A 24,389-nucleotide genomic window follows, 5' to 3' on the forward strand; every position below is an offset into this window, starting at 1 on the left:
AGCGGGCTTTACCTATTTGTGCAGCAGGATGACGGCCTAAATTGTATTTTGCAGCCCGTCACACTCAATCAAAATCAGCAGATGATGAACAATTCACCCATTACTTCTTCTGTCCCTATCCTGGAAGTAAGCCAGCTGCATGTGTCCTATGGCACATTTCAGGCTGTGAAAGGGATTTCCTTCTCCGTCAGCTCCGGAGAAATTTTCGGCCTGCTGGGACCTAACGGCGCCGGCAAAACCAGCACCCTGAGCGCTATCGAAGGATTGATAAAACCGCAATCCGGACAAATCACCGTGGCAGGTTTCAGCGTACTGGAAAAACCTTTGTATGCGAAAGCCAATATGGGCGTACAGTTGCAGTCTACCAGCTTTCAGGCGGAATTAACGATCACAGAAATCATCCGGCTGTATTCCGGTATCTACGGCCATCCGCTGACAACGGCGGAAGTAAATGCAAAGCTGGAAGAAATCAATCTCGCGGACCACAGCAAGAAGAAATTCGGTGAGTTGTCCGGCGGCCAGCAGCAACGGGTTTCACTCGTGATTTCCACCATCCATGATCCGCAGCTGGTACTCCTGGATGAACCCACTACCGGCCTCGATCCGCAGTCTCGCCGGCAGCTCTGGGACCGCATCGATACCATCAAGGCGAAAGGACATGCCGTGCTGCTGACCACACACTCTATGGAAGAGGCGGAAGCTGTTTGCGACCGTATCGCTATTGTAGACCACGGCCAGCTCATTGCCATAGATACGCCGGAAGCATTGATAGCGCAGCATCGCAACGATCCGGATGTAATCAGCGTTTCCCGCCGCGGCAAAATCACGCTGGAAGATGTATTTATCGGACTAACCGGCCGCGCTGTCCGTTCATAACTAAAACACTGACACATGCAAACGAGAATACCACAAACATCCGCCGTTATATCAGCTTTGCTGCGCGCGGACTTTACCATATTATGGCGCAACCGCCGCTCCCTGCGGCTGGTATTGCTGGTGCCACTGGTGATTGTTATCTCCTGGAAAGGCCTGGTAGATAAACTGGGGGGAGAATACGTGCTGGCAGGTGGTATCACGATCGGATTAATCAGCATCGGCCTGCTGGGATATACCAACTCCATTGCCAGGGACCGCGATAAGGGCGTGTTTCAGCGCCTGCGGGTAGGGCCGGTTTCCGCCTGGACCATCATGGCCAGCCGCATCGCTGTACAGGTTTGTATGGTGATGATAATGACCCTGTCTGTATTTATTGTAGGCTATTGCGTGGATAAAATTGCGGTAAGCCCGCTGGGATATGTCACCAGCTTCCTGGCAGCAATACTGGGCGGTGCGCTCTACCTGAGCCTCGGACAACTGATTGTTGGGATGATAAAAAATCCTGAAACGGTGAACTCCACGACCAGGCTGGTTTACTTCGTTTTTATCATGGTGGGGATGTTCGGTGAGCTGGGCGTACTGGGAAAAGTGGTGGAAGACATCGTACACTGGTCGCCCTACGGTGTAGTGAATACCCTGATCGCCACCAGCCTGAAGCCGGAGAAATGGACGCAGCAGACCTCTATGGCATTGCTGGCGGCGCTGGGCTATATCGTTGTTTTTGCCGGTATCGGCATTAAGAAATTCAAATGGAACTGATCTAATCTTTCTTTGCGTTGATGAATTCCCATTCGCGTATATGTGCGTTGCGGTGTTCTTTCTTCACAATAGCATCAAATTCAGGCAGCATGTCCGCATGCTGCTGTGCAACGTCCACTGTCTCTCCGCGGTCTGTTTCCAGGTTGTAGAGCTGCCAGCGGGCGTTTTTATTTTTTTTCATATCTGTTTTAACGGCTTTCCATTTACCCATGCGGATAGCCACTGCACCGCCTTTTTCAGGATATTCGAAGTAGATATATTTACGCGCAGCCTGCTGCTGCGGCCGGCCTGTCATTTCCGGCAGCAGGGAGATACCGTCGTTGGCCGGTGGCCTGATACCCGCAATGGCGGCGAAGGTAGCCATCATATCATATTGTACCGCCACCATACCGGAGGTTTTCCCGGCAGGAATTTTCCCCGGCCAGCGTGCAATAAAAGGTTCACGGATACCGCCTTCATACAGATCCATTTTAAGCCCTTTCAGCCCGTCTACGCTGTTAAAAAATGAAGCGTTTACCCCACCGTTGAAAGTAGTACCGTTATCGGAAGAAAACATGATGATGGTGTTATCGTCCAGGCCGGCGCGGGCAATAAGATCCATGATAATACCGATCTGCGTATCGAGATAGGTAATCATGGCAGCGTAGGCCGACAGCGGATAGGCATGCGGGGCATAGCCCTGCTGACCATAGTAGGGCTTTTCATTGAACCGGCCCAAATATTGACGCAGCGCGGTATCCGGCACCTGTAAAGACGTATGGGGAATGGTATAGGGGAGATAGAGGAAGAAAGGTTGCTGCTGGTGCGCTTTGATAAAGCCGACGGCTTTTTTCGTCATTTCATCCACCGCGTAATCTGTTCCCTTATAGGCTTCGAAGTCCTGCGAAGTAGCAGTTTCAGGGGCAAGCTGGCGGTGAACGTCTATGAAGGGGTTACGCAGACTGTCCGCACGTCCGTTTTCCCAGAGGTGGGTAGGGTAGTAGTTGTGCGCCTGTTTCTGATCAAGGTAGCCGTAGAAATAATCGAAGCCCTGCCTGTTGGGGTCGCCGGTAGTTGTTTGCATCCCCAGGCCCCATTTGCCGATGGCGGCGGTGGTATAACCGGCGCTGCGGAGCATATGCCCGACGGTGACGGCACTCTCCGGCAATGGCATCTGCCCGCCTTCCAGCGAGTCGGGGAAGCCCCCCATTTCATAATTGCCGCGTATATAGGAATGGCCGCCATGACGGCCGGTCAGGAGCATACAACGTGCGGGAGCGCATACCGGCGTGCTGGTATAAAACTGGGTGAAGCGGATACCTTCCCGGGAAAGCCTGTCCAGGTGAGGCGTTTTAATCTTCTGCTGACCATACGATCCTGTTTCAGCATAACCCAGGTCATCTGCATAAATAAAAATGATGTTAGGCTTCCGGCTTTTTTTCGCCGGCGTTTGCGCCGGAGCGGCGAAGATGCCCTGCAGGCATAGCATCAGCAGGATGCTGGTCGGTTTCATCATAGCGTGCTCTTTTGTTTTAACATCAAAATAAGCACTGTCCTGCATTTATCCTCACGCAAGCGTTTGCGTATCCGGCTGTGGAATGCGGATGAGTACTTCATCAATCCGGTGGACATCCATCTTCCTGATCTCAAAAGTGATGTTGTTCAGCACTATTTTTTCTCCCTCATGTGGCACATGTTTGAGTTTATCGATGAGCAGGGCAGCAACGGTACTGTTATCTTTTTCAAATTCGCGCAGCCAGTCGAAATGCAGGGCCTCCCGGAGATAGCTGAGGCGGGTGAGGCCATTTGTCAGCCAGCTTTTATCCGTCTGCTGCTGCAGTAGCCGTTCTTTGGCGTTGTAACCCGGCAGGCTTCCCAGCAGTCCGGAAACAATATCATGGAACGTGATAATGCCCTCGCACTCGCCAAACTCGTTAATGACAATGCCCATCGCCGTATTTTCACGACGCAGCTGCAGGAAGATATCATAGATTTCCTGGTTGAGCGAAAGATACGAAACCGGTGCAACGATGTCCCGCAGCGGTTTCTCCGGCTCAAGGAAGAATGCCTTCAGCAGTAATATGCCAATCACCCGTTTATTTTCTCCCGTTACAGGAAAGGTGCGGTGCATACTTCGTTTAATCGTTTCCGTTATAGCTTCCCGGCTCATGGTTTCCTGAATGCCGGCAACAAGACTGGCTGGTGTCATGATATTTTCTGCGGTTAAATCATATGTGGCGGAAATATTTTTGTGCAGTGTAAATTCACCCTTGTCGATCAGTCCCTGCTTATAAGCGGTGATGAGCATGCCGCGCAGGTCGTTGTCCGTCAGTTTCTCTTCCCTGATGGTATTGATGGAAAACAGTCCCAGTATATATTTGGTGCTGGAGGTAAGCAGTTTGATAAAAGGGTAGGTGATTTTGGTGAAGATGATCATGGAAGGGGTGATGATGAAAGAAATTTTTTCCGGATCAAGGAGGGCAAGGGTTTTAGGAATCAGCTCTCCGAAAACGATGGTGAGGTAGGTGATGGTGCCTACGCCGATGATCAGCGCCGCGATGTGTGCGCCTGCGGCGCCGAAGTGCCAGGCATGGAATAACGGTTCCAGCCGCGCCGCCATGAGATCGCCGCCATACAGTCCTTCCAGGATGCCGATGAGGGTGATACCTACCTGTACGGCACTGAGGAATTCATCCGGATCGCTGACGAGCCGCAGTACGCTTTCAGCACGTTTGTTGCCGCTGTCGGCCTGAATCTGCAGCCTGGCTTTGTTGACGGATACCAGTCCTATTTCTGCCAGGGAGAAGTAGAAATTGAGTGCGATGAGCAGGAGGATGATGATGACGGAGAGCATAAGCAGCTTGGTTTTTCAGGTATGACAACTATAACAGGTATAACAGATTATTGTTTATGTAGCTGGTTTTCAGCTGCTTTAGCGGTGCTGTTTGTAAAAAATATTTCAGCAATTTTTTGGAAAGATGAAATGAGTACTTATCTTTGCCGTCCTGACACAATAATCAGTTGCCCAGATGGCGAAATTGGTAGACGCACTGTGTTCAGGTCGCAGCGCCTGCAAGGGTGTGCTGGTTCGAATCCAGTTCTGGGCACAAAAAAGGAAAGGTCGGAAGAAATTCTGACCTTTTCTTTTTTAAGTACGTCCGGATTCTTTACTGTCAAGGCAATTAGTCCTGGTATAAGGGTTAGATTCAATGGCTCGGTAATCATTTTCAAAAAATGTAGTTATCTGCTATTACCTAGAAATTAACCCGCCAATATCCAATTTATTGCTCTACCTTTAACAAGGTGGCATTAGGCTTTTTCTAATTGGTTTAGGCTGCTTTTTTCAGTAGTATGTGTATTTAATTAAAATTATATTCGTGAATATTTTTGTAGGTAACATAAGTGAGAGAACAACTGAAGATGAGATTTGGTCTTTATTTGACCCATTTGGAGTTGTATACAGTATTAACGTGGCTTATGATAAGTATAGCGGCCGTTCTAAAGGCTTTGCATTCGTTGAAATGCCAGACGATTCAAACGCGGTACAAGCCATTAAGGAGCTGAATAATTCAGTAGTGGCCGGGCAGACAATAGTAGTGTATGAGGCTCGTCCAAAACCTGAAAGACCAGAAAATAACCGTTTCTCCAGATCCGGCCCAAGGCCTGGATTTAGACCCAGATACTAATAGCCGGATGTTTTACAACATCGATTACCCTTATCTGTTAAGAGAGCAGAAAAGCAAAGCCGCAGCATACGCTAAGTAGCTTGTAGCTTTGCTTTTAGTTTTATATGTGCCGACGAAAATGTTATCCTGTTTCTGGTAGCAGAAGTGTTCTATTGGTTGCTAAAAGCCACCAAAGTCAATATGACGTTTAAGAGAACTTACCGGTTTAGTAAAAGCTGTCAGCTTCCCGCTGCTATTAAACGTAACAGTAGTTCCATCAGATTGCCCCCTGTAATATCATCCTGTTCTTCTTCAAGCCTGCGCATTTATAATTAATTCTCTCTACCCGCCCGATCCGCGCACGTAAAAACAGGATAGCACTGTAGAAGCAGTCATCATTTCTTTGCAGCGATGCGGATATTTGAATATACAGTTGAGTGAAGAATCCGTTTTTTTTGTTGCGCAAATATACAGGCGATGCTTAGTCGCTCCTGATACATTCCGGTGTGTCAGGTTTTTTCATTTGATATTGTTATTATTCGAAACACAAATCTGTCCACCGGAAATGATACACTTGTTTTTTCTGTGTTAGTATGCCTGTGTTCCTTTATAGTATTATATTTCAGCTGATTTTTCATGCTTCCGTACTGCAGTATTTATGCAGAATATTTCTCATTCATCACTCTTTTTATTGCCGAATCGTTTTGTCATTATCTGTTTAGGCCTTAACTTTGCGGCCTCATTATCAAAGATTAAGATTAGAACAGAAATGTGGGATCGATTTTACTTTAGAGTCATTGGCCTTTTCATTTTATTGAACGGAGCATTATTATTATTAAAGACCTGGATGTTGGACAATGGAGTACATCACAACGTGTTGCTTTTCGGAAACCTCGCACTGGCATCACTTTCAGCGTTTACGTACAACATGAGCCGCAAAGGCGTACAAGCAGAAAGCAGCAGCATATTTATGCTCCGCGTGTATGGCGCCATGATTACCAGGATGATGCTTTGCCTGGCAGGTATTACCATCTATGCCGTTGCCAACCGCGCAAATACCAGCAAATACACCATCTTCATGCTGATGTTCTTTTATGCAGTATATGCTGTTTGCGAGAACATAAGCCTGCAGAAGATTACCAGACAGCAGGGAAATAAAAGCTAACAGGCGGAAACAGGGGTGAACAGTTGCCGGCAGTAAGTGATTACTGTACCGGTCAGATCGCCGTGCATGTGTATCTGTAGCCTAATTGAATGACTGCCTGAATTGCAGCGGAGAAAGATTTGTCTTTGTCTTAAACAGTTTGCTGAATGACTGCGGATGTTCAAATCCCAGTTCATACGCGATTTCGCTTACAGATAAATCTGTGGCGGACAGTTTTTCCTTTGCCTTTTCAATGAGCTTCTCATGGATAAGTTGCTGGGTATTCTGTCCGGTCAGCGTCCGCAGCATGTCGCTCAGGTAGCGGGGGGAAAGATTAACGGTGGCGGCCAGGTATTCTACCGTAGGAAGCCCGTCGGTCAGGGATTTTCCATCTGTGAAAAATGTTTCCAGCGAATGTTCTATCCTGGCAAGTACATCATTGTTGATGGTCTTCCGGGTAATAAACTGCCGTTTATAAAAACGGTTGCTGTAGTTGAGCAGTACTTCGATGTAGGATACCAGTACATCCTGGCTCACTTCATCAATAGAAGTATTCAGCTCATCCTGAATGTTTTCGAATAACCCGAACATGATTTTCTTTTCTTTTTCAGAAAGATGCAGGGCCTCATTTGTGTCGTATGAAAAGAAGCCATATTTTTTAATGGTTCTCCCCAGCGGATAATGCGCTATAAAATCCGGATGAAATAAAACCGTGCGTCCGTGATATTCTTCTTTCGTATCTGCAAACAATAACTGATTAGGCGCGGTAAACATCATACCTCCTTCATTGAAGTCATAATAACCCTGCCCGTAACCCATTCGTCCGGTGGCGGAAGATTTATACGAAACCTTGTAGAAGTTGAAGATAAACGGACGATCGGTCAGCTCCGGGGCCGGAGCAATTTGGGAATTGTCGGTCAGACTGATCAGCGGATGCACTGGTTTCGGCAGCTGCAGCAGTGCGTGTAATTCAGATATCGAAGAAATCCGTATGGGTGATTTTTTTTCCATAGCATAAAAATATAAATGGGATGGCTGCACAGCCGCTATCATGAAACGATGCAGCCATCAGGATCAGTTACCCAGAAATTGTTTACCCACCCACTCCCTGAAAACTTCGTCTCCCTGTTCCAGGCGCTGCGCATACAAGGCTTTGGCATCTTCGCCTGCAACATACCGCAGTTGCTGCCTGCCATCTGTTGCCGCTTCGTATACCACTGCTGCAATCTGTTCCGGAGAAGAAGCGTTTTGGAGCATGCCTTCAAAGCCGTTCATCATCAGCTGAATCTCTGCATCATATGCCGGACTGCCCGTCAGGTCCATGGAGCGGCCGGCAAAATCTGTTAAAATGCCTCCGGGAGATACGGTTTTGATATTTACACCAAATCTGTTCAGCTCAAAAGCCATACTTTCACTCCATCCTTCCAGTGCCCATTTGGTAGCATGATAGGCTGATGCAAACGGCATGGCAATCAGCCCGCCGATGGAAGTGGTAGAGATGAAAAGACCTTTTTTCCTTTCTCTAAAATACGGGATAAAAGCTTTTGTAACGCGGATAACGCCCAGTAAATTGGTGTTAAGCTGCCTTACCAGTTGCTCATCAGTAATCGCTTCCAGCGGTCCGATCAGCCCGTAGCCGGCATTGTTGAAGACAACGTCTACTCCCATGGATATCGCAGTTTTAACAGTAGATTGAATTTGTGACGGATTGGTTACATCCAGCGGAAGCAGGGTTACATTTTCCAGCTGCGACAGTGTTGTTTCGTTTTCCGGATTCCGCATGGTAGCGATCACTTTCCATCCGTTGCGCTGAAACAGCTGCGCGGTTGCTTTTCCCAGGCCGGCCGAAGCGCCTGTAATGAAAATTGTCTGTTGCATTTTTTTGTTTTTAATTGACAATACAAAGTTGCAGCAGGGAAAATGACGGCAGGTTGCCGGATTGAGTTTAGTTGTAGCCAAAATGACGGACAGGCAGGAGAGGCTGCAGGAAGGGAACATAAGCCATTGAATGTAAAAAATGTAACTTTGTTGCAAATTTTAAAAGGTGCTTATGCAGGACGAATCAGGAAAACCGGAATTCTGGGAAGCCGCTTTTCACGAAAGGCAGGAGATGTGGGGCTTTGAGCCATCCCGCTCCGCTGTGCTGACCAGAGATTTTTTCGTTGAAAAAGGTGTTCAGCAGGTGCTGATTCCGGGTATAGGTTACGGCCGTAATGCCCGTATCTTCCGGGACAGCGGGATGACGGTAACCGGTATTGAGATTTCAGCGACAGCTATTGAGATGGCCCGTAAACATTACGGGGAAGACATGACTATTTATCATGGGTCTGTAACAGCGATGCCTTTTGATAACCGCCGGTACGACGGTATCTTCTGTTATGCGCTGATTCATTTACTGGACAGTGAGGAGAGAAGGAAACTGATCCGCGATTGCTATCATCAGCTGTCAGATAATGGATATATGATTTTTACCGTTATTTCAAAAGAAGCGGATACCTACGGAAAAGGCACCCTGATTGGTAAGGACCGTTACGCCATGTTTGGCGGCGTGAATATGTTTTTTTATGATGAAGCATCCATACATGAGGAGTTTGAAGCAGCGGGGCTGCTGAACATCTCCACGGTATCAGAGAGCTATCCTTTCTACCTGATTACATGCAGGAAGGAAACAGGAGCCGGTACATGAGCGTATACCCGGCTCAATCTGTCCGCAGACTGTTCACCGGATTCATTAAAGCGGCTCTGATACTCTGGAAACTGATTGTCAGCGCCGCTATCGTTATGGCAATAAGGCCGGCAGCAACGAATACGGTCCAGGACAGGGAAACCCGGTAGCTGAATTGTTCCAGCCATTGTCCGGTAGCATACCAGGCTATTGGTGTGGCAATAATCACTGCCAGCATGACCAGCTTCAGGAAGTCGCGCGATAATAAAGCGACAATACCGGAAACAGAAGCGCCTAAAACTTTCCGCACCCCGATTTCCCTGGTGCGCTGTTCTGCGGTGAAAGCTGCCAGTCCGAAAAGGCCCAGGCACGCGATAAAAATGGAAAGGGAAGTAAAAAGTGCGATCAGTTTTCCTGCTACCATTTCACTGTTGTAGATATGCCGGAAATCTTCATCCAGGAAGGAATAGGAAAACGGATATAAGGGATTCATTTTACGGGTAATGGCTTCTATACCGGCCAGGGCCTGCCGGGTGGCTCCGGGCTTTGTTCTGATGAGGATACTGCCATATGCCCACGATTCGTTGAGCCGGATGATGAGAGGTCTGATCGATACATGCAGGGAGTTGAAATGAAAATCTTTCAATACACCTGCGATGACGCCGGGTTTTTGTCCGAAGGTCAACGGCCGGCCAACCGGATCCGGATATCCCAGGCGTTTGGCTGCAGCTTCATTAATCAGGTAATTGGAAGAGTCTGACCGGAATGCAGGTGAAAAATCGCGGCCGCTGATAAGCTGTAACCCCATCGTACTCACAAAATCATAGCCTACGCTGGTATTGTTAAACTGAATAGCCTGCCCGGGGTCTTTCCCTTCCCATTGAACGCCGTCGGTGGTATTACCGTTATATAAAGGGGTAGTCTGCATATGCGTAACAGCACTGATGCCGGGCTGCTGCAACAGCTCCTGTTTAAATGCGCCGTACTTTCCCGGGATCTCGCCTTCAGCAGGAATGATGATAAGGTTTTCCCGGTTAAACCCGAGGTTTTTTGTCTGGATATATTTCAGCTGCTGATAAACAACGATAGTCCCCGCGATCATCAGCATAGAAAGCACAAACTGAAAAACGACCAGCCCACGGCGGAACAGCTGCGCCCCGCGGCCGGATCTCAGTATTCCTTTTAATACAGCCAGGGGCCTGATGCCGGACATAAAGAAAGCGGGGTAGCTACCTGAGAAGGCGGCTGTCACCACCAGTATTATCAGTAATAATCCCCAGAACGCCGGATCTCCGGCCGGCAGTACCAGTTGTTTTCCGGTTAACTGATTAAACAGCGGCAGGCATAGCATCACAATGGTAAGCGCAGCGATGGCTGCGAATATGGTCATCATCAGCGCTTCGTTCATAAACTGCCAGATCAGCGAAAGCCGTTGTGCGCCCACTACCTTGCGTACACCTACTTCCTTGGCGCGTTTCATCGCCTTTGCAGTAGCCAGGTTCATAAAGTTGATGGCGGCGATCAGCAGTATAAAGGCGGCGACTATAATGAAAAGACGTACATAGTCTATCCGCCCGCCATCACGGCGGCCGTTGGTAAAGCGGGAATACAGGTAAGCGTCTGCTTCGGGCTGCAGGAAGAGTTCAATGTTAAAGGTGGCGTTGATATCTTTATTACGACCTTTCAGGAAGGTTTTCAGTTTGGCGCTGACCTTCTGCGGGTCGGCGTTGGGTTTCAGCAGCACACGGGTACCCGGGCCGCCATTTTCCCATACACTCAGCCAGGGTTCGCGCTTCAGGTAGGTATCCCAGTTTAACAGGTAATCATACTTATCTGTGGAGCCGGCAGGGAGATCTTCAAAAACGGCGGTCACCTTTACATTACGCCAGTTGTCTATCTGTATGAGCTTTCCGGACGCACTGCCAGGATCGCCGAACAGCGAGGTAGCCAGGCTGCGTGAAACAGCAATGCCATCCGGCGCACTGAGCGCTGACTCCGGGTTGCCGGCCAGCAGCGGAATACTGTATATCCTGAACCAGTCTGCGCCTGCAAAGCATCCTTCCTGCCGGGAAATTTTTTCACCGGCACGTAATATATGATGTTCCTTGTTGGAAATGCCTGCGGCAAAAGCTATTTCAGGCAATTGCGCTTTCAGCTCTGCAGCCAGTATGCCAGGGGTATCTTCATCTGTTACAATACGGCCGTCCGCAATTTCATGCTCCATGATCCGGAACAGGCGGTCCAGATGCTGGTAATGCCTGCCGGTTTGCAGCTCATCCTGCACCCATAGCAGTAACAGCAGGCTTGTTGCAATACCTGAAGCCAGCCCCAGGATATTAATAACTGAAAAAGCCTTGTTACGGAAAATATTCCTGAAGGCAATTTTGAAGTAATTATGCAACATGTCATCCGGGTTTTAAATGGAGGGCGTCAATACTCATGCCATGCCGGTTGAGGTTGGGCCATAAGCTGTAAACAGGATGGCTGCTGCCTGGAATTGTTCGGTTACGGACAACAGGAGTCCGTTTCTGAACAGCGCGTATGCCGGAAGAGGAAGACGATATCAGGATGCCAGCCATTGCAGTTCCACATACTTTGTGCATTCCTGCTGAAAATCCTTGTATCCATCCAGCAGTATGGCTGCGCCTCCCTGCTGCACATGTTCTTTCACAATGGAAAACGTCTGTGGTGTGCCGACAGGACCCAGGCCGGCCAGGTCAAAAACAATGCAGGAGCTGCGGGACAGGGTAGCAGACAGGCTTACCAGTTTCCGGTCAGGAGCTTCCAGTGTGTTGATCCTCGTATTTTTCCGGATGTTGCTCCGCTCATATATCCGGTTGGCAGCCGGGCTGTCTGCAGACGCATGCTTTTTCATATAGGCGTCAACGGTAACAGGCCGGAAATGCCGTCTCCACCACGATTCAGTAAAGCGGGGTACATAGCTAAACGGCTGATGCAGGATGATATTTTCATGAGGGATGGCCCCCGTCAGTATTTTCGACAGGTAAGCCAATACAGGATAGAAATGGTAACCATGATACAGGTATACCTGTACTAATTCCCCGGCTCTGACATCAAAGGGGGGAATAAAATACTGATCAGTGAGGATGCTGTTGCAGGACAGTAATACCGGTTGATTCATACCTACGGATGCATGATGATGTTCAGCGAAGATACGTTACCGCCGGCGCTGCTGCAACGCAGGATGCTGACCGGTAAATAAACCCCGCAGGCGGCGAAAGCCTGCAAGGTGTTGGTAATGGTTATAATTAATCTGGGATCATAGAAAAAGAAATCATTGTCAGTAAAAGAACTGTTCCCGTATGATTTGCCCGTCCTTCACTTCATACAGCATAATCTGGTTACTTTGTAACCTTCCTATTCCGGCAACGGTAATTTCCATTTCCCTGCCTACAGCAAAGAAGTCGCCGCCGATAACAGGGGCTGTGGTAGCGCCGCGGTGAAAATCAGTTATCCGCTTTACCCAGTCTTCCGCTTTACGGCGTACGGCTGCCTTGCCGCTGGCACTTTGTAAATGTGTGGCAGTGGGAGGCTCTATGCTTTGTATATCTTCTGAAAAAAATTCATCCTGTATCTCAAACCATTTTTCCTGCTGCGCGAGTGCATGAAACCGTGCGGCTACTTCCTGTATGGTAGGAGTGGAGGCGGTAATAGACATAATCGGTATGTTTTGTTATGATACAAAGGTATTGTCTGATTACTACTTGGACGGGGGGCTAAATGGACTTTCCAACGGGTTGATCCGGACAATATGAATGTGTATCTTTAAGTAAAGAAAATCCGATGAAACATCTTACCATATTGGTGCCGGAGGGCGATAACAACCTGAGCAGCATTGTAGGCGCGTATAAAATATTCACAAGAGCCAACGAATACCGGAAGAAGGCCGGCGGCAGAGAATTATTTACCATTGAACTGGCGGGTATTTCTCCGGAAGTAGATTTCTTTGGCGGCCTGTTTTCCGCAAAACCGCACAAGCACTTTTTAGCAGTTACGCATACGGATCTAATCATCATTCCATCGGTGAATCACAATTATCATAAGGCTGTCAGCGGCAACCAGCAGCTGATTGACTGGGTGGAGCAGCAATATAAAAACGGGGCGGCGGTAGCCAGCATCTGTACTGGTGCTTTCCTGCTGGCGGCATCGGGCCTGCTGGATGGTAAAAGCTGTTCCACACACTGGGCTGCAGCAGATACATTCCGGAATATGTTCCCCAAAGTGAAACTGGAACCGGACAAACTCATTACCGACGAGCAGGGAATATATACTAACGGTGGCGCCTACTCGTTCCTGAACCTGATGATTTATCTCGTGGAAAAATATTATGACAGGCAGACGGCCATTTTCTGTGCCAAGGTTTTTCAGATTGAAATAGACCGGCAAAGTCAGTCGGCCTTTATCATCTTCACCGGACAGAAACAACATGACGACGATATGGTGAAAGAAGCGCAGGCCTACATCGAAAGCAAGGCGGATGAAAAAATATCCGTAGAAGAATTATCTGCCCGCTTTGCGGTGGGCCGCCGGAATTTCGACAGGAGATTTGTCCGCGCTACCGGTAACACGCCGGTTGAATATTCACAACGCGTGAAAATGGAACTGGCCAAAAAAGCATTTGAAACCACCCGCAAAACAGTCAACGAGGTCATGTATGAGGTAGGATATGCCGATGTAAAAGCCTTCCGCGAAGTATTCAGAAAAATCACCGGGATGTCGCCGCTGGCATACCGCGAGAAATACAATAAATCGGCCGTCTGTTGAACACACAGGCGAGAGCAGTACTGCGGCGGGAAGTGAATCGGAAAAGTATAAGTCTTTTAAAGGCAGTGCTATCTGCAGGCATCTGTCATATCAACTTTATTCATTTTTTCCCCGATCAAATTTTGTAACTAATAATAAAATTACTAATTTTCCAATCAGTTAGTAAGAAGTCTTATATACCTGGTTTGTAGATTTTTAGAAATATTTTTTGAAAAGTCTGACTTTAGAGAAGTCATTTCTTTGGCAGTATATTCCATAAAATTAGCTACAGCGCCTATAACCTTAGTTTTTAACGATAGAGGATCTTCTGACTGCAAATTTTATAGCGTTCTTTACAATTAGCAATATTCCGTTTTACCCTGCCATCCCGACAGGCCAGTCATACCGGTGAAATACCGGACGACGGTATGTCCGGAAAAAATATTCATTGAATTGTAGCACAGCCTTGTAGCAGGCAGGAGTAAAAATTGACTGTAGGTATTATCTGACATTATAAAATATAGAACCAAAATCTGGATGCTATGAAACTAACGTTGTTATTTTTCCCGGTTTCACTTATTTGATTGTAAACAATAGTCTGAATCTAAAACGTAATCCAAGTCTAAATCTGAACTGAGTCTGTATTTATATCCGTCAAGGCAGCGTGTACAATCAAATATCAGGCACATGACTGATGTTAACGTAATGCGCATTCCCTGTAACTGTTCAGCAGCAACGGCAGGATAATAGATACGGGCATTTGATGACCTATAAAACCAGAATCTGAAGATGGGTGGAAGAACGATGCCGTTTACTTTTCATACCTCTTAGTCAGCAGTATACATAAGTTAATTATGATGATGTGCGCCGGTAGCCATCAGTCATACTGTATGTAGCATTATCAGCAATCCTATTAACCGGAAATGAAACGATAGCAATCGTGCTGGACTCCCTATGCCCGCATAGATCCTATAATAACAATTAAAACTTTTTCTCTCACCAAAATCTAAATGCCGATGAAAAAAGCTTTATTATTCTTTCTTTCGGTCCTGATGTTTACTGGTCTTGCGGCACAGAACCGCACCGTAAGCGGGAAGGTCACCGATGCCACCGACAACTCTCCGATACCCGGAGTATCTGTAAATATCAAAGGCTCCAATGCCGGTACTGTTACAGGGCCGGATGGTTCCTTCAAATTACAGGTAGCTGAAAATGCCACACTAACTTTTTCATTTATCGGTTATGAATCGCAGGAACTGAAAGCCGGCGGCAGGCTGACAGTGGCATTGAAAAAGGATCTGAAAGCATTACAGGAAGTAGTGGTAACGGGTGTGGGTACTGCTACCGATAAAAGAAAAGTGGCCATTGCCGTAGAAGCCATCAGTGCAAAGGACCTGCCTAAAGTACCGGCTGGTTCTATTGACCAGGCTATCGTAGGTAAGGTGGCCGGAGCGCAGATTTCTTCCATATCCGGACAACCCGGTCAGCAGGCAGCGATCCTGCTGCGTGGTATCAACACGCTGGGAAGCACCCAGCCTATGATTATGGTGGATGGTATCCAGGTAAATGCCGGTGGTAACGTGAACGGTTCCGGCGGTAACCTGTCTTCCCGTTTGTCCGACCTGGACCTCAGCAACGTGGATAGGATTGAAGTGATTCAGGGTTCTGCCGCCGCTACCCTCTACGGTGCGCAGGGTGCCAATGGTGTTATCCAGATCTTCACCAAGAAAGGGGCTAAAAACAGCAGACCCAAAGTAACGGTTAACAGCAGGCTCAGTATTGACAACGCTATTGTCGGAGATCTCAGCAAAGCTAAAAATCACTTCTTCAATACTGATAACGAAGGTAATATCGTAGATGGCCGTGGTAAACGGCTGCAGATGACAGAAACCGGCGCATGGGCCCAGCCCGGCATTCCGGCCATCACCGGCGAACTGCTGAACAACAAGCCTTACAAGGAGCAGACCTATGACCAGGTGAAACAGGTGATGCGCAAAAATGTGCTGACTACCAACAACAACATCAGCATCACCGGTGGCGGCCCCAGTTCTGATTATCTCTTCTCTGCTTCCAACCTGAATCAGGAGAGCGTGATCACGGGCAGCTACAACCGTACCAACCTGACTGCCAACATCGGGGTGGAACTGTTTAAAAACTTCACTATCCGCAATGTAACACAGGTAGTATATTCCAACAACAGCACCGGTGGTATTACCGGCCGTAACAACATTTACAGCGGTCTGGCTTCTGCCATCACTTCCCGTCAGTTCTGGGATCTTACTTACAGGGATGCCGCAGGCAACTATGTAGCCAATCCGGAAGGCCAGAACTCTGTCAACCCTTTCTACACCTATCAGTTCAGGGATAACAATTCCAAAACCACCCGTGTGGTAGAGAACATCAACCTCAACTACAAATTTCCGAAATTTGTAGAGGTAGATTATAAATTTGGTATTGATAACTACAGATATGATTTCACCGACTTCATCAAGTATCAGCTGAGCGTGAAAACGCCGGGTCCTGGTCTTGATCCGAGAGCAGGCCAGCTTACATTCGACAGAGATAACGAAACGCTGACCAACTCACTGTTGTCTGTATATGTGAAAACAGATTTTCAGAAAGACTTCGGCTGGAAAATACCTATCCAGACATCCACACAGCTGGCATACGACTGGCGCAAGAGAGTATACCAGAATGTGCAGTCTATCGGTACCGGTTTCGCAGAATTCCCTCCGTACAGCCTGTCTACCGCCAATACCAGAACCGCCAGCCAGGATGAAACTCATTTCACCACTTACGGTTACATGATTAACCAGCGTATAGATTACGGATCACTGTTCGGTGTTTCCGGCGGTGTGCGTATTGACTATTCTTCTGCCTTCGGCGCAGGTTCTTCTGCTTTCGTATTCCCCCGCGGAGATGCTTATTTCAGGCTGGGAGAATTACTGAAAAGCGCGACAGTGTACGAACTGAAACTGAGAGGCGCCTACGGTCAGGCAGGTACACAGCCAGGCTCCTACGACAGAAGGATTACCTTTAACTCCGGTCAGATAGGTGATAATTCTTACCTCTCTGTTAAAACCACTGCTCAGAACCCGTTACTGAATGTACAGGTATCCAGGGAAACAGAAGCCGGTATGGACCTGGGTCTGGATCTGCATTCCAACAGCTGGCTGCAGCGCATTAACCTGAGCGCTACCTACTGGAAACGTACCAGCCAGGATGTAATCTACGACATCGATTTACAGCCGTCTATCGGTTCCGGAAATATCAAAACAAACGGTATCACCATCAAAGGTTCCGGCTTCCAGTTCTCTCTCGATGCTGATATGTACAGCTCCAGGAGCTTTGACTGGAAATTCGGGGTGCGTTTTGGTCAGCAGCGTTCTATTATAGACAATATCAGCAATCACAGCGACATCGCGATCGGTTCCGGTGGCAGTGGCCAGTTTGTATTGCGTGAAAAAGAAACCGTTGGCGCCTTCTTCGGTAAGAAAGCCTTATCCAGCGTGGATCAGTTAGGTCCTAACGGTAAGCCCTACATCCCCGATGCAGACCAGGGCAAATACACGGTGGTAAATGGTATGGTAGTTAATAAAACTACCAAGGCCGTACAGTTTACGACCGACCAGGTAGCTATCGGCGATCCTACACCTAAATTCAATATCACGTTTACCAACAGCTTCACGCTGTATAAAAATCTGAACCTCAGCTTCCAGGTTGACTGGGTATATGGTCATGATATCTACAACCAGACGAAACAGTGGATGTACAGGGATCTTATCCATAGCGACCTTGACAAGGAAATCACCGTTGACGGTAAAACAGGCGCTTTTGTGGGTTACTACAACTCCCTGTACAATACCAATACCACCAACAGCTTCTTCGTGGAAAAAGGTTCGTTTGCCCGTTTACGTGATCTTTCACTCTCCTACGATTTTGCCCGTGTGCTGCGCGGTAACCTGTTCAGCCAGCTGCAGCTGATCGTATCCGGCCGTAACCTGGTAACTATCAGCAACTACAGCGGTATGGATCCTGAATCTGCCGCCAACCTGAACGATCCTTTAAGAAGAGGTCTGGATCTGAACAACTTCCCGAACTTTAAATCAGTACAGGTAGGATTAACTGCAGGTTTCTAAACAGCAGGAGTTTGAAAAACTTAAATAGCAACAACATGAAAAGAACATTATATATACTTACTACATTAATATTGCTATCGGGCATAAATGCATGTAAGAAATCCAGCCTGGACTTACTGAACCCGAATGAGCCGGGTATGCTGGCATTGCAGACGGAAGAAGGTATGAAACGTGCCGGCCTGGGTGTTTACGATAAATTCGGCACCCGTTACTGGTGGTATGCGCTCACCTATCATGACGTAATGGGCGACTCTTACTTTGCGTCTGTAGGTAACTTCTCTTTCCGGTGGACCAACCAGGTAGCTACCATTACCCTGAGCAACGGTACTGTTTTAACACCGCCGCAGGGAGGTTCGCAGGTAACAGAACTGCGCAACAGGAACAGCCGCGCCTTCGGTACAGAAAATGTTTTCTATAACGAATGGCTGGCCATGTACCTGGTAAACAACCAGGCTAACCTGCTGCTGCAGGCCGTTGAAGACCCGGCGCTTAAACTGAGCGGTAATGTGGATGTCAAGAAAAATGTGTTCCGGGCATGGAGCTACTGGTGGAAAGGATTCGCCTACTCCAGGATCGGTTCCCTGTATGCGGCCGGTATCGTTACCGACGAATTTGCCAAATCAAATAATAATTACATTTCCCGTCAGAAGATGATCGAAGAAGCCAACAAAAACTTCGATAAAGCTATCGCGGCCCTGACAGCTATTCCAACAAGCGCCGGTTCCGATTATGACAATGTAATGAAAGCGGTGGTGCCTACCCTTGGCGTTGATAAGGGCGGCGTTATCACAGCACAGCAATGGATCCGTCATATGACTACTTACAAGGCCAGAAACCTGCTCGTGAATAAGACCGTGAGCGAAATGGGTGCGGCAGACTGGAACGCCCTGCTGACACTGACAGCCGGTGGTATCCAGGCAACAGACAGGAGTTTCGTGATGCGTTCTGCAGAGCAAAACGACCTGGTTGGCCAGACCGCCTGGCAGCCTTACCGTTCCCTGATTAAATGGACATTTATCAGCGAGCGCCTGGTGCAGGACTTTAAAGCAGGTGATCAGAGAAAGGAAAGGAACTTCTATGTATCCGCTTCTCCAACTATCAACAGCCAGGGCCGCGGGTTTCAGTACAGCACCCGTTATGAATTCATTCCTGTTGAAGATGGTGGAGATTACTCTTCCTACGAACCTGGAAGAGCGGTTATTGCCATAGCCTGCAGCTATGAAGAAAATATGCTGATGAAAGCAGAAGCACTTATCAAACTGGGGCAGCTCGATGAAGGACTGAAGAAGATAGATTCTGTCAGAACATATCAGAATGCAGAGCTGCCGGCAGTTGCAGGCACCAGCCTGACAGCTGAACAGGCGTATGAAGAGCTGCGCCGCGAAAGAAGAGTAGGGCTGCTCAACAAGAACGTATCCTTCTATGATGCCCGCAGATGGGGGGTAATTAAACCGCTCAGCCAGGGCGGCGGAAGAAAAGGCGCTGTGGTATTAGGTCCGGGCGGTGTGCTGGATACCAATGCCACACTGGACTACAACTATCTCAGCTATTGGGATGTTCCGCTGAATGAAATTGATTTCAACAACCCGGGCAGCGGTTCCGCGCCTGTGGTAGGCAACTGATCCGGCATTCATCTCTTGGATTATAACTCCAGAAGAAGAGCTGCTGCGCATAGCGCAGCAGCTCTTTTATTTTCAGCTGATCCTGCCCGGGACATGTGGTTGCGACGCTGTAATTAGGCAGGTATCCTCATAATCTTTATTTTTATGCTATACACGCGTAGCCCATGAATAATAAACCAGGTGAAATCCGTTTTATCCGTATTGTCAGGTTATTCCTGGAAAGAAGATTCAATCTGCATATAGAAAAAGCAGATGAGAAAGAAGTCATCACCTCCATCCGGAAGAATACGGAGTTTAAAGGCGCCAACCTGTGGACCCTCATCTTCGCCATCTTCATCGCGTCTATCGGGCTGAATGTAAACGCTACGGCGGTTATTATCGGCGCGATGCTGATATCTCCGCTGATGGGGCCTATTATGGGAATAGGGCTGGGGCTGGGCATCTTCGATATTGAGCTGCTGAAGAAGGGCGGCCGGAATTTACTGATCGCCACCGTTATTTCTATTGCCACGTCCACCCTGTATTTCTGGATTACCCCGTTACATGAGGCCCAGTCTGAACTGTTGGCCCGTACCACGCCTTCTGTGTGGGATGTGTTTATCGCCTTCTTCGGGGGCCTGGCGGGTATTGTGGCTACTACCCGGAAGGAAAAAAGTAATGTCATCCCCGGGGTAGCTATTGCCACGGCATTGATGCCGCCGTTATGCACAGCCGGTTTCGGGCTGGCTTCCGGCAATATTTTTTATTTTCTGGGCGCGTTATACCTCTATTTTATCAACAGTGTATTTATCTGCCTGGGTACCTTTCTGATTATCCGCCTGCTGCGGTTTAAGAAACATCAGTATGAAAATCCGCGGTATCGCAGGAAAGTAGTCCGTTATATCCTCCTCATTGTTTTCATTACTGTAGTGCCCAGCATTTACCTCACGTTGCGTATCGTTGAGAAAAGCATATTTGAAAACAATGCGCAGAAATTTGTCCGCGAGAATTTTGATTTCAGAAATACCCAGGTGGTCAACAGAAGTTTTTCCTATCAGCCCCGGAACAGCGTGATAGACCTGCTGCTGATCGGCGCTGAGCTGAGTGATTCAGCTGTACAGGCAATACAGGCGAAAATGCCGGCTTACCACCTGCCGTATACCCGACTGATAGTGCGGCAGGGATTGAATGCCAGACAGGAAATAGATTTCTCGCAGATCAAAGCCAGTATCCTGCAGGATGTGTTCCGGAATGACAGCGCCACCGCTTCTGCTAATGCGGCCAATGTACGGGAGACTGCCATGCCTGATATTACCGACGAATTAAAAGCACTGGTAGCCGGTTTCAGGTACTATGCGGCGTCGCCGATGCTGTTCCGGCAACCCGGTAAAACTATCCCGGATACCGTGATGGTAGTGATGCTGGGTACGGGCAGACCGCTGCCGGTTGCCGAAAAAATAAAACTGGAAAGCTGGATCAAAAGCAGGCTGGCAGCGGATTCTGTGAGCCTGGTGCTGCAGGTAAGAAAATAGCGCTTCACGCACTGATCAGTGCTGCATACATATTGCCCGATCTGTATCGGGAGGGTCTTTCTCCCAGTTTCTCCGCCTGTGTCCATCCTGCCTGGCGGAAAAGATGCTTCAGCGCCTCAAATCTGACCGGAAATGGTACCCACGGGTTAGCAGCACTGGTATCGTATTCCACGATGATAAACTGCCCGGAAGGTGGCAACAAACGCGTCAGCCGTTGTAACAGGGTGGCCTTGTCAGCCACGTAATGCAGGGAGTTGGCCATCATGATCCCCTGCAATCCTTTAATATCCGGGTCTTTTTTCTCTATGTCCAGCTGCTGTGTAATGATGGGTATCTGTTGCGGATCGGGGTGCGGGCCTAATATTACGGGCATTTTATCAATGGCGTAAATGCTGCTGCCGGCGGGCAGCAGATGAGCCAGTGCGAACGTAAACAACCCGCTGCCACAGCCAATATCTGCCCATGTTCCGGCAGATGGCCGGCAGGCCGGCTGCCCGCTGATAAGTGTGATCGCTTCCTGTAATTCCATATACGGTTAGTGCTGCAGTCCCTGCAGCCGGGATATTTCTCCGGAAAGTGTTTTCTTCTCTGCCGCGGATTTTGTGAGCCGGATAGCCCTGGTGTAATGCGCCACCGCTGCCGGAACATCTGTAGCGGCATACAGGTAGCCCAGCAGGGCATGATAGTAGCTGTTGCCCTCCAGCTGCAGCTGTGTGGCTTCTTCAATACCTGCCCTGTTCCCGTACACCCTGGCATAGGCGAAGGTCCTGTTCAGCGCGGTCATGGGTGAATATTCAATGAGAATAAGTTCATTGTACAGCTGCAGGATATGTTCCCACTTCTGCGGATCGGAGGGAACGGTGTGCCACCAGGCAATTCCGGCTTCCAGCTGGTATTTGGATAAGGTATCGCCGGAGCAGGCCTGCACGAGGTAATAGTTCCCCCTGGCAATCAGTTCCTTGTTCCACAGTTCCTGGTCCTGCTGCTCAAAGAGAATGGTATCGCCGGTAGCGGAGGAGCGTGCCTCGAACCTTGAACTCTGAAAGCACATCAGCGCCAGCAGGGCATGGGCCTGCGTAGTGGCGGTGAGCGGGTTTTCTGTCAGTATCAGCGCCAGCCGCATAGCTTCGGAACAGAGGTCTTTGCGGATGAGATGATTGCCTGACTGAGAATAGTAACCTTCGTTGAACAGCAGGTACAGCGTACGCAATACTGTGTCCAGCCTGGATTGTATGGTTGCCGCATCGGGTTGCTGTATCCGGAAGTTATCTTCCCGCAGCGTAGCTCTGGCGCGTTGCAGCCGTTTTTTGACCGTCTCTGTTTTCGCAAGAAAAGCATCCGCCATCTCTTCTACACTGAATCCGCAAAGGATCTGCAGGGCCAGGCATATCTGCGCTTCGGTTGAATTAGCCGGATTGCATACTGCAAAAATCATGGCCAGCTGGCTGTCAGCAATAGTCTGCTGTGAAAAATCAAATTCCTGTGCAGCCTGCGTTTCATCAGGAGCCACTGCATGCCTGATTTTTGTTTCAAAAAGATGATGTCTTTTGAGATAATCCTTAGCTTTATTTTTCGCCACCGTATACAGCCAGGCGGAAGGATTCTCCGGAACCCCGTTTGTATTCCAGGTTTCAGCTGCTTTCAGGAATGTTTCGCTGACAATATCTTCCGCTATCTCTATATGCTGAAGGCCAAAATGACGGAACAAAACGGCCGTCATTCTGGCGTATTCCAGCCTGAACAGGTGAGGCAGAAAGCCCGGATCGCTGGTGTTTATGGATGTCATGGACGATGATCCCCTTCTTCCGGACCCAGGATGGCTCTTACTTCAATATTACCTCCATCTTTCAGGATAGGATTATTCCTGGCCAGTTCTATCGCTTCTTCAATGGTGGCCGTTTTCACAATCATATATCCGCTGATATACTCCTTGATCTCGGTGTATGGCCCGTCTGTTACCACATTTCCCGGTCTGATGGTTTTCGCATTACCGGCAGACAACCGGTTGCCCTTATCCGCCAGCCTGTTGCGGGCTGCAATACCACCCATCCAGTTCATCCGCTCCTGCAGCTGCTCCTGCGAAGGATTATCATGCGGATTGGTACTGTTTCTGAAAATCAAAATGAACTCTTTCATGATATGTTGTTTTATTCTCCCCTATAACGATTGATTCTTTGTAAGGGGGACAGGCAGGACGGGAAATTCAGGGATTTTGATATTTACGGATTTACGAATTTATTAAATGCAGCGGAGATCATTACGTACATCTCCGCTGCATTTAATAAATTCGTAAATCGGTAAATATCAAAATCCCTAAATTTTATATTCCTTCGGAGGTACGCCTGTTTGTTTCTTAAAGAAGCGGGTAAAATACGCGGCATCTTCAAAGCCAAGACTGGCGCCGATTTCCTTTATACTGAGCTGGTTGTGGTAAAGTTCCCGTCTGGCTTCCAATAGTATTCTGTCTGCGATGACCTGTCCGGCGGTTTTGCCGGTATATTTTTTGGCGAGGGCATTGAGCGTTCTGACCTGGGTATGAAGCAGGGAGGCATAATACCGGATAGCGTGTTCCCGGCGGAAATTTTTTTCGACCGCCGCTTTATAGTCTCGGAACAGCCGCAGATGCAGGTCCTTACCGGTGAGCTCCATGGATTGCTGGTTTCTTTTCAGCCGGCTGATATGCGTAAGGAGTATTTTGAGATAGGAGAGCAGGATACGTTCTTTATCTTCTTCTGTTACATGAAATTCTGCTTCCATTTTTCTGAACAGTTCTTCAAAGACCTGGTGGGTGGCGGAAGTAACTGCTACCACGGGAGCTGCCTGGATGTTGTCAAAGAGCGGCAGCAGGTAATCCTCCTGGTCGCGGGCATCCGGGAAAAGGGCAGGCAGGAATTTGATCACATAGCCATCAGCTTTGTCTTCCGGCCGGATCTGGTGCATTTGTCCGGGTGAAAGCAGGAACAGCACAGCACCTGCATACGGATACTCCATCATGTCGATATGATGGATGCCCTTCCCTTTTTTCAGCCAGATGATTTCATAATACCCATGCCGGTGATTTTCTTCAAATTCGGCAATGGTACAGGCTTCCTCACTGAAAGCTGCGATCTTCATATGTTGTATCTCCTGATCCGCGCAATGCTGCCGGATGTCGAAAACCGGAACCACTTTACTATTCATACCTAAAAGTAAGGAAACATCCGCATTCCTTTTTTGCACAAAAGCGCATTTCTCCGGTACAAAAGGAAGGCTGTCTTTTTGTACC

Annotated in this window: 20 protein-coding genes and 1 tRNA gene; 10 read left to right on the forward strand and 11 right to left on the reverse strand. The window is 48.4% G+C overall.

Annotated elements, in window-relative coordinates; all coding sequences use genetic code 11:
- The first annotated feature begins 81 nt into the window (after positions 1 to 81).
- Both GWG06_RS01275 and GWG06_RS01280 read left to right on the forward strand, forming a co-directional pair.
- A complete protein-coding gene (locus GWG06_RS01275; RefSeq protein ID WP_235938077.1) occupies positions 82 to 876 on the forward strand; it encodes an ABC transporter ATP-binding protein in 795 nt (264 codons plus the stop codon).
- A 15-nt stretch (positions 877 to 891) separates the two neighbouring features.
- On the forward strand, positions 892 to 1,635 hold the full coding sequence (locus GWG06_RS01280; protein ID WP_127041369.1) for an ABC transporter permease: 744 nt from the start codon (positions 892 to 894) through the stop codon (positions 1,633 to 1,635).
- A 1-nt stretch (position 1,636) separates the two neighbouring features.
- Here the strand turns inward: GWG06_RS01280 and GWG06_RS01285 are convergent, their stop codons facing one another.
- Positions 1,637 to 3,130 (reverse strand): arylsulfatase, encoded by a 1,494-nt coding sequence (locus GWG06_RS01285; protein ID WP_160710900.1) that lies wholly within the window; start codon positions 3,128 to 3,130, stop codon positions 1,637 to 1,639.
- A 51-nt stretch (positions 3,131 to 3,181) separates the two neighbouring features.
- A complete protein-coding gene (locus GWG06_RS01290) occupies positions 3,182 to 4,468 on the reverse strand; it encodes a hemolysin family protein (protein WP_160710901.1) in 1,287 nt (428 codons plus the stop codon).
- Between the two features lie 169 nt (positions 4,469 to 4,637).
- Here GWG06_RS01290 and GWG06_RS01295 point away from each other — a divergent pair.
- From GWG06_RS01295 to GWG06_RS01305, 3 genes are all read left to right on the forward strand, one after another.
- Positions 4,638 to 4,721: transfer RNA gene (locus tag GWG06_RS01295), tRNA-Leu, on the forward strand.
- 270 nt (positions 4,722 to 4,991) lie between these two features.
- Positions 4,992 to 5,300 carry an RNA recognition motif domain-containing protein gene (locus tag GWG06_RS01300; protein ID WP_127041375.1) on the forward strand — a complete coding sequence of 103 codons (309 nt, stop codon included), beginning with the start codon at positions 4,992 to 4,994 and terminating at the stop codon, positions 5,298 to 5,300.
- 826 nt (positions 5,301 to 6,126) lie between these two features.
- Positions 6,127 to 6,444: a hypothetical protein gene (locus GWG06_RS01305; protein ID WP_127041377.1), complete on the forward strand. Its 318-nt coding sequence runs from the start codon at positions 6,127 to 6,129 to the stop codon at positions 6,442 to 6,444.
- Between the two features lie 81 nt (positions 6,445 to 6,525).
- Here the strand turns inward: GWG06_RS01305 and GWG06_RS01310 are convergent, their stop codons facing one another.
- Positions 6,526 to 7,434 carry a helix-turn-helix domain-containing protein gene (locus tag GWG06_RS01310; protein ID WP_127041379.1) on the reverse strand — a complete coding sequence of 303 codons (909 nt, stop codon included), beginning with the start codon at positions 7,432 to 7,434 and terminating at the stop codon, positions 6,526 to 6,528.
- Between the two features lie 63 nt (positions 7,435 to 7,497).
- On the reverse strand, positions 7,498 to 8,301 hold the full coding sequence (locus tag GWG06_RS01315; RefSeq protein ID WP_127041381.1) for an SDR family oxidoreductase: 804 nt from the start codon (positions 8,299 to 8,301) through the stop codon (positions 7,498 to 7,500).
- A 172-nt stretch (positions 8,302 to 8,473) separates the two neighbouring features.
- Between GWG06_RS01315 and GWG06_RS01320 the strand changes: the two genes are divergently transcribed.
- Entirely contained in the window at positions 8,474 to 9,109 is a 636-nt protein-coding gene (locus GWG06_RS01320; protein ID WP_160710902.1) for a class I SAM-dependent methyltransferase, read from the forward strand.
- A gap of 13 nt (positions 9,110 to 9,122) precedes the next feature.
- Here GWG06_RS01320 and GWG06_RS01325 read toward each other — a convergent pair whose 3' ends face one another.
- The 3 genes from GWG06_RS01325 to GWG06_RS01335 form a co-directional block, all read right to left on the reverse strand.
- On the reverse strand, positions 9,123 to 11,492 hold the full coding sequence (locus GWG06_RS01325; RefSeq protein ID WP_160710903.1) for an ABC transporter permease: 2,370 nt from the start codon (positions 11,490 to 11,492) through the stop codon (positions 9,123 to 9,125).
- A gap of 159 nt (positions 11,493 to 11,651) precedes the next feature.
- A complete protein-coding gene (locus tag GWG06_RS01330; RefSeq protein WP_160710904.1) occupies positions 11,652 to 12,230 on the reverse strand; it encodes a hypothetical protein in 579 nt (192 codons plus the stop codon).
- A gap of 159 nt (positions 12,231 to 12,389) precedes the next feature.
- Complete coding sequence (locus GWG06_RS01335) at positions 12,390 to 12,767, reverse strand: SnoaL-like domain-containing protein (RefSeq protein WP_160710905.1); 378 nt, start codon at positions 12,765 to 12,767, stop codon at positions 12,390 to 12,392.
- A 125-nt stretch (positions 12,768 to 12,892) separates the two neighbouring features.
- Here GWG06_RS01335 and GWG06_RS01340 point away from each other — a divergent pair, with 125 nt between their 5' ends.
- The 4 genes from GWG06_RS01340 to GWG06_RS01355 all read left to right on the forward strand — a co-directional run bounded on the left by GWG06_RS01340 (position 12,893) and on the right by GWG06_RS01355 (position 21,124).
- Positions 12,893 to 13,873 carry a GlxA family transcriptional regulator gene (locus GWG06_RS01340; protein ID WP_160710906.1) on the forward strand — a complete coding sequence of 327 codons (981 nt, stop codon included), beginning with the start codon at positions 12,893 to 12,895 and terminating at the stop codon, positions 13,871 to 13,873.
- 995 nt (positions 13,874 to 14,868) lie between these two features.
- Entirely contained in the window at positions 14,869 to 17,991 is a 3,123-nt protein-coding gene (locus GWG06_RS01345) for a SusC/RagA family TonB-linked outer membrane protein (protein WP_160710907.1), read from the forward strand.
- A gap of 35 nt (positions 17,992 to 18,026) precedes the next feature.
- A complete protein-coding gene (locus GWG06_RS01350; RefSeq protein WP_160710908.1) occupies positions 18,027 to 19,613 on the forward strand; it encodes a RagB/SusD family nutrient uptake outer membrane protein in 1,587 nt (528 codons plus the stop codon).
- Positions 19,614 to 19,777: 164 nt separating this feature from the next.
- Entirely contained in the window at positions 19,778 to 21,124 is a 1,347-nt protein-coding gene (locus GWG06_RS01355; protein WP_160710909.1) for a TIGR00341 family protein, read from the forward strand.
- Positions 21,125 to 21,128: 4 nt separating this feature from the next.
- Here the strand turns inward: GWG06_RS01355 and GWG06_RS01360 are convergent, their stop codons facing one another.
- From GWG06_RS01360 to GWG06_RS01375, 4 genes are all read right to left on the reverse strand, one after another.
- Positions 21,129 to 21,653, reverse strand: coding sequence for a class I SAM-dependent methyltransferase (locus tag GWG06_RS01360; protein ID WP_160710910.1), 525 nt, complete (start codon positions 21,651 to 21,653; stop codon positions 21,129 to 21,131).
- 6 nt (positions 21,654 to 21,659) lie between these two features.
- Entirely contained in the window at positions 21,660 to 22,910 is a 1,251-nt protein-coding gene (locus GWG06_RS01365) for an RNA polymerase sigma factor (RefSeq protein WP_202182918.1), read from the reverse strand.
- Positions 22,907 to 23,260 (reverse strand): YciI family protein, encoded by a 354-nt coding sequence (locus tag GWG06_RS01370; RefSeq protein ID WP_160710911.1) that lies wholly within the window; start codon positions 23,258 to 23,260, stop codon positions 22,907 to 22,909. Before GWG06_RS01370 ends, GWG06_RS01365 begins: the two co-directional genes overlap by 4 nt.
- A 177-nt stretch (positions 23,261 to 23,437) precedes the next feature.
- Positions 23,438 to 24,304 (reverse strand): helix-turn-helix domain-containing protein, encoded by an 867-nt coding sequence (locus tag GWG06_RS01375; RefSeq protein WP_160710912.1) that lies wholly within the window; start codon positions 24,302 to 24,304, stop codon positions 23,438 to 23,440.
- Positions 24,305 to 24,389 lie beyond the last annotated feature (85 nt).

The sequence above is a fragment of the Chitinophaga solisilvae genome, from assembly GCF_009928525.1.
GTDB classification, from domain to species: Bacteria; Bacteroidota; Bacteroidia; order Chitinophagales; family Chitinophagaceae; genus Chitinophaga; species Chitinophaga solisilvae.

Excerpts from the sequence above, each read along its gene's own strand:
- GWG06_RS01330 (WP_160710904.1), bottom strand. The coding sequence starts at position 12,230 with ATGAATCAACCGGTATTACTGTCCTGCAACAGCATCCTCACTGATCAG.
- GWG06_RS01325 (WP_160710903.1), bottom strand. The coding sequence starts at position 11,492 with ATGTTGCATAATTACTTCAAAATTGCCTTCAGGAATATTTTCCGTAAC.
- GWG06_RS01365 (WP_202182918.1), bottom strand. The coding sequence starts at position 22,910 with ATGACATCCATAAACACCAGCGATCCGGGCTTTCTGCCTCACCTGTTC.
- GWG06_RS01375 (WP_160710912.1), bottom strand. The coding sequence starts at position 24,304 with ATGAATAGTAAAGTGGTTCCGGTTTTCGACATCCGGCAGCATTGCGCG.
- GWG06_RS01335 (WP_160710905.1), bottom strand. The coding sequence starts at position 12,767 with ATGTCTATTACCGCCTCCACTCCTACCATACAGGAAGTAGCCGCACGG.
- GWG06_RS01360 (WP_160710910.1), bottom strand. The coding sequence starts at position 21,653 with ATGGAATTACAGGAAGCGATCACACTTATCAGCGGGCAGCCGGCCTGC.
- GWG06_RS01345 (WP_160710907.1), top strand. The coding sequence starts at position 14,869 with ATGAAAAAAGCTTTATTATTCTTTCTTTCGGTCCTGATGTTTACTGGT.
- GWG06_RS01350 (WP_160710908.1), top strand. The coding sequence starts at position 18,027 with ATGAAAAGAACATTATATATACTTACTACATTAATATTGCTATCGGGC.
- GWG06_RS01370 (WP_160710911.1), bottom strand. The coding sequence starts at position 23,260 with ATGAAAGAGTTCATTTTGATTTTCAGAAACAGTACCAATCCGCATGAT.
- GWG06_RS01275 (WP_235938077.1), top strand. The coding sequence starts at position 82 with ATGATGAACAATTCACCCATTACTTCTTCTGTCCCTATCCTGGAAGTA.
- GWG06_RS01280 (WP_127041369.1), top strand. The coding sequence starts at position 892 with ATGCAAACGAGAATACCACAAACATCCGCCGTTATATCAGCTTTGCTG.
- GWG06_RS01285 (WP_160710900.1), bottom strand. The coding sequence starts at position 3,130 with ATGATGAAACCGACCAGCATCCTGCTGATGCTATGCCTGCAGGGCATC.
- GWG06_RS01340 (WP_160710906.1), top strand. The coding sequence starts at position 12,893 with ATGAAACATCTTACCATATTGGTGCCGGAGGGCGATAACAACCTGAGC.
- GWG06_RS01315 (WP_127041381.1), bottom strand. The coding sequence starts at position 8,301 with ATGCAACAGACAATTTTCATTACAGGCGCTTCGGCCGGCCTGGGAAAA.
- GWG06_RS01355 (WP_160710909.1), top strand. The coding sequence starts at position 19,778 with ATGAATAATAAACCAGGTGAAATCCGTTTTATCCGTATTGTCAGGTTA.
- GWG06_RS01310 (WP_127041379.1), bottom strand. The coding sequence starts at position 7,434 with ATGGAAAAAAAATCACCCATACGGATTTCTTCGATATCTGAATTACAC.
- GWG06_RS01290 (WP_160710901.1), bottom strand. The coding sequence starts at position 4,468 with ATGCTCTCCGTCATCATCATCCTCCTGCTCATCGCACTCAATTTCTAC.
- GWG06_RS01320 (WP_160710902.1), top strand. The coding sequence starts at position 8,474 with ATGCAGGACGAATCAGGAAAACCGGAATTCTGGGAAGCCGCTTTTCAC.
- GWG06_RS01305 (WP_127041377.1), top strand. The coding sequence starts at position 6,127 with ATGTTGGACAATGGAGTACATCACAACGTGTTGCTTTTCGGAAACCTC.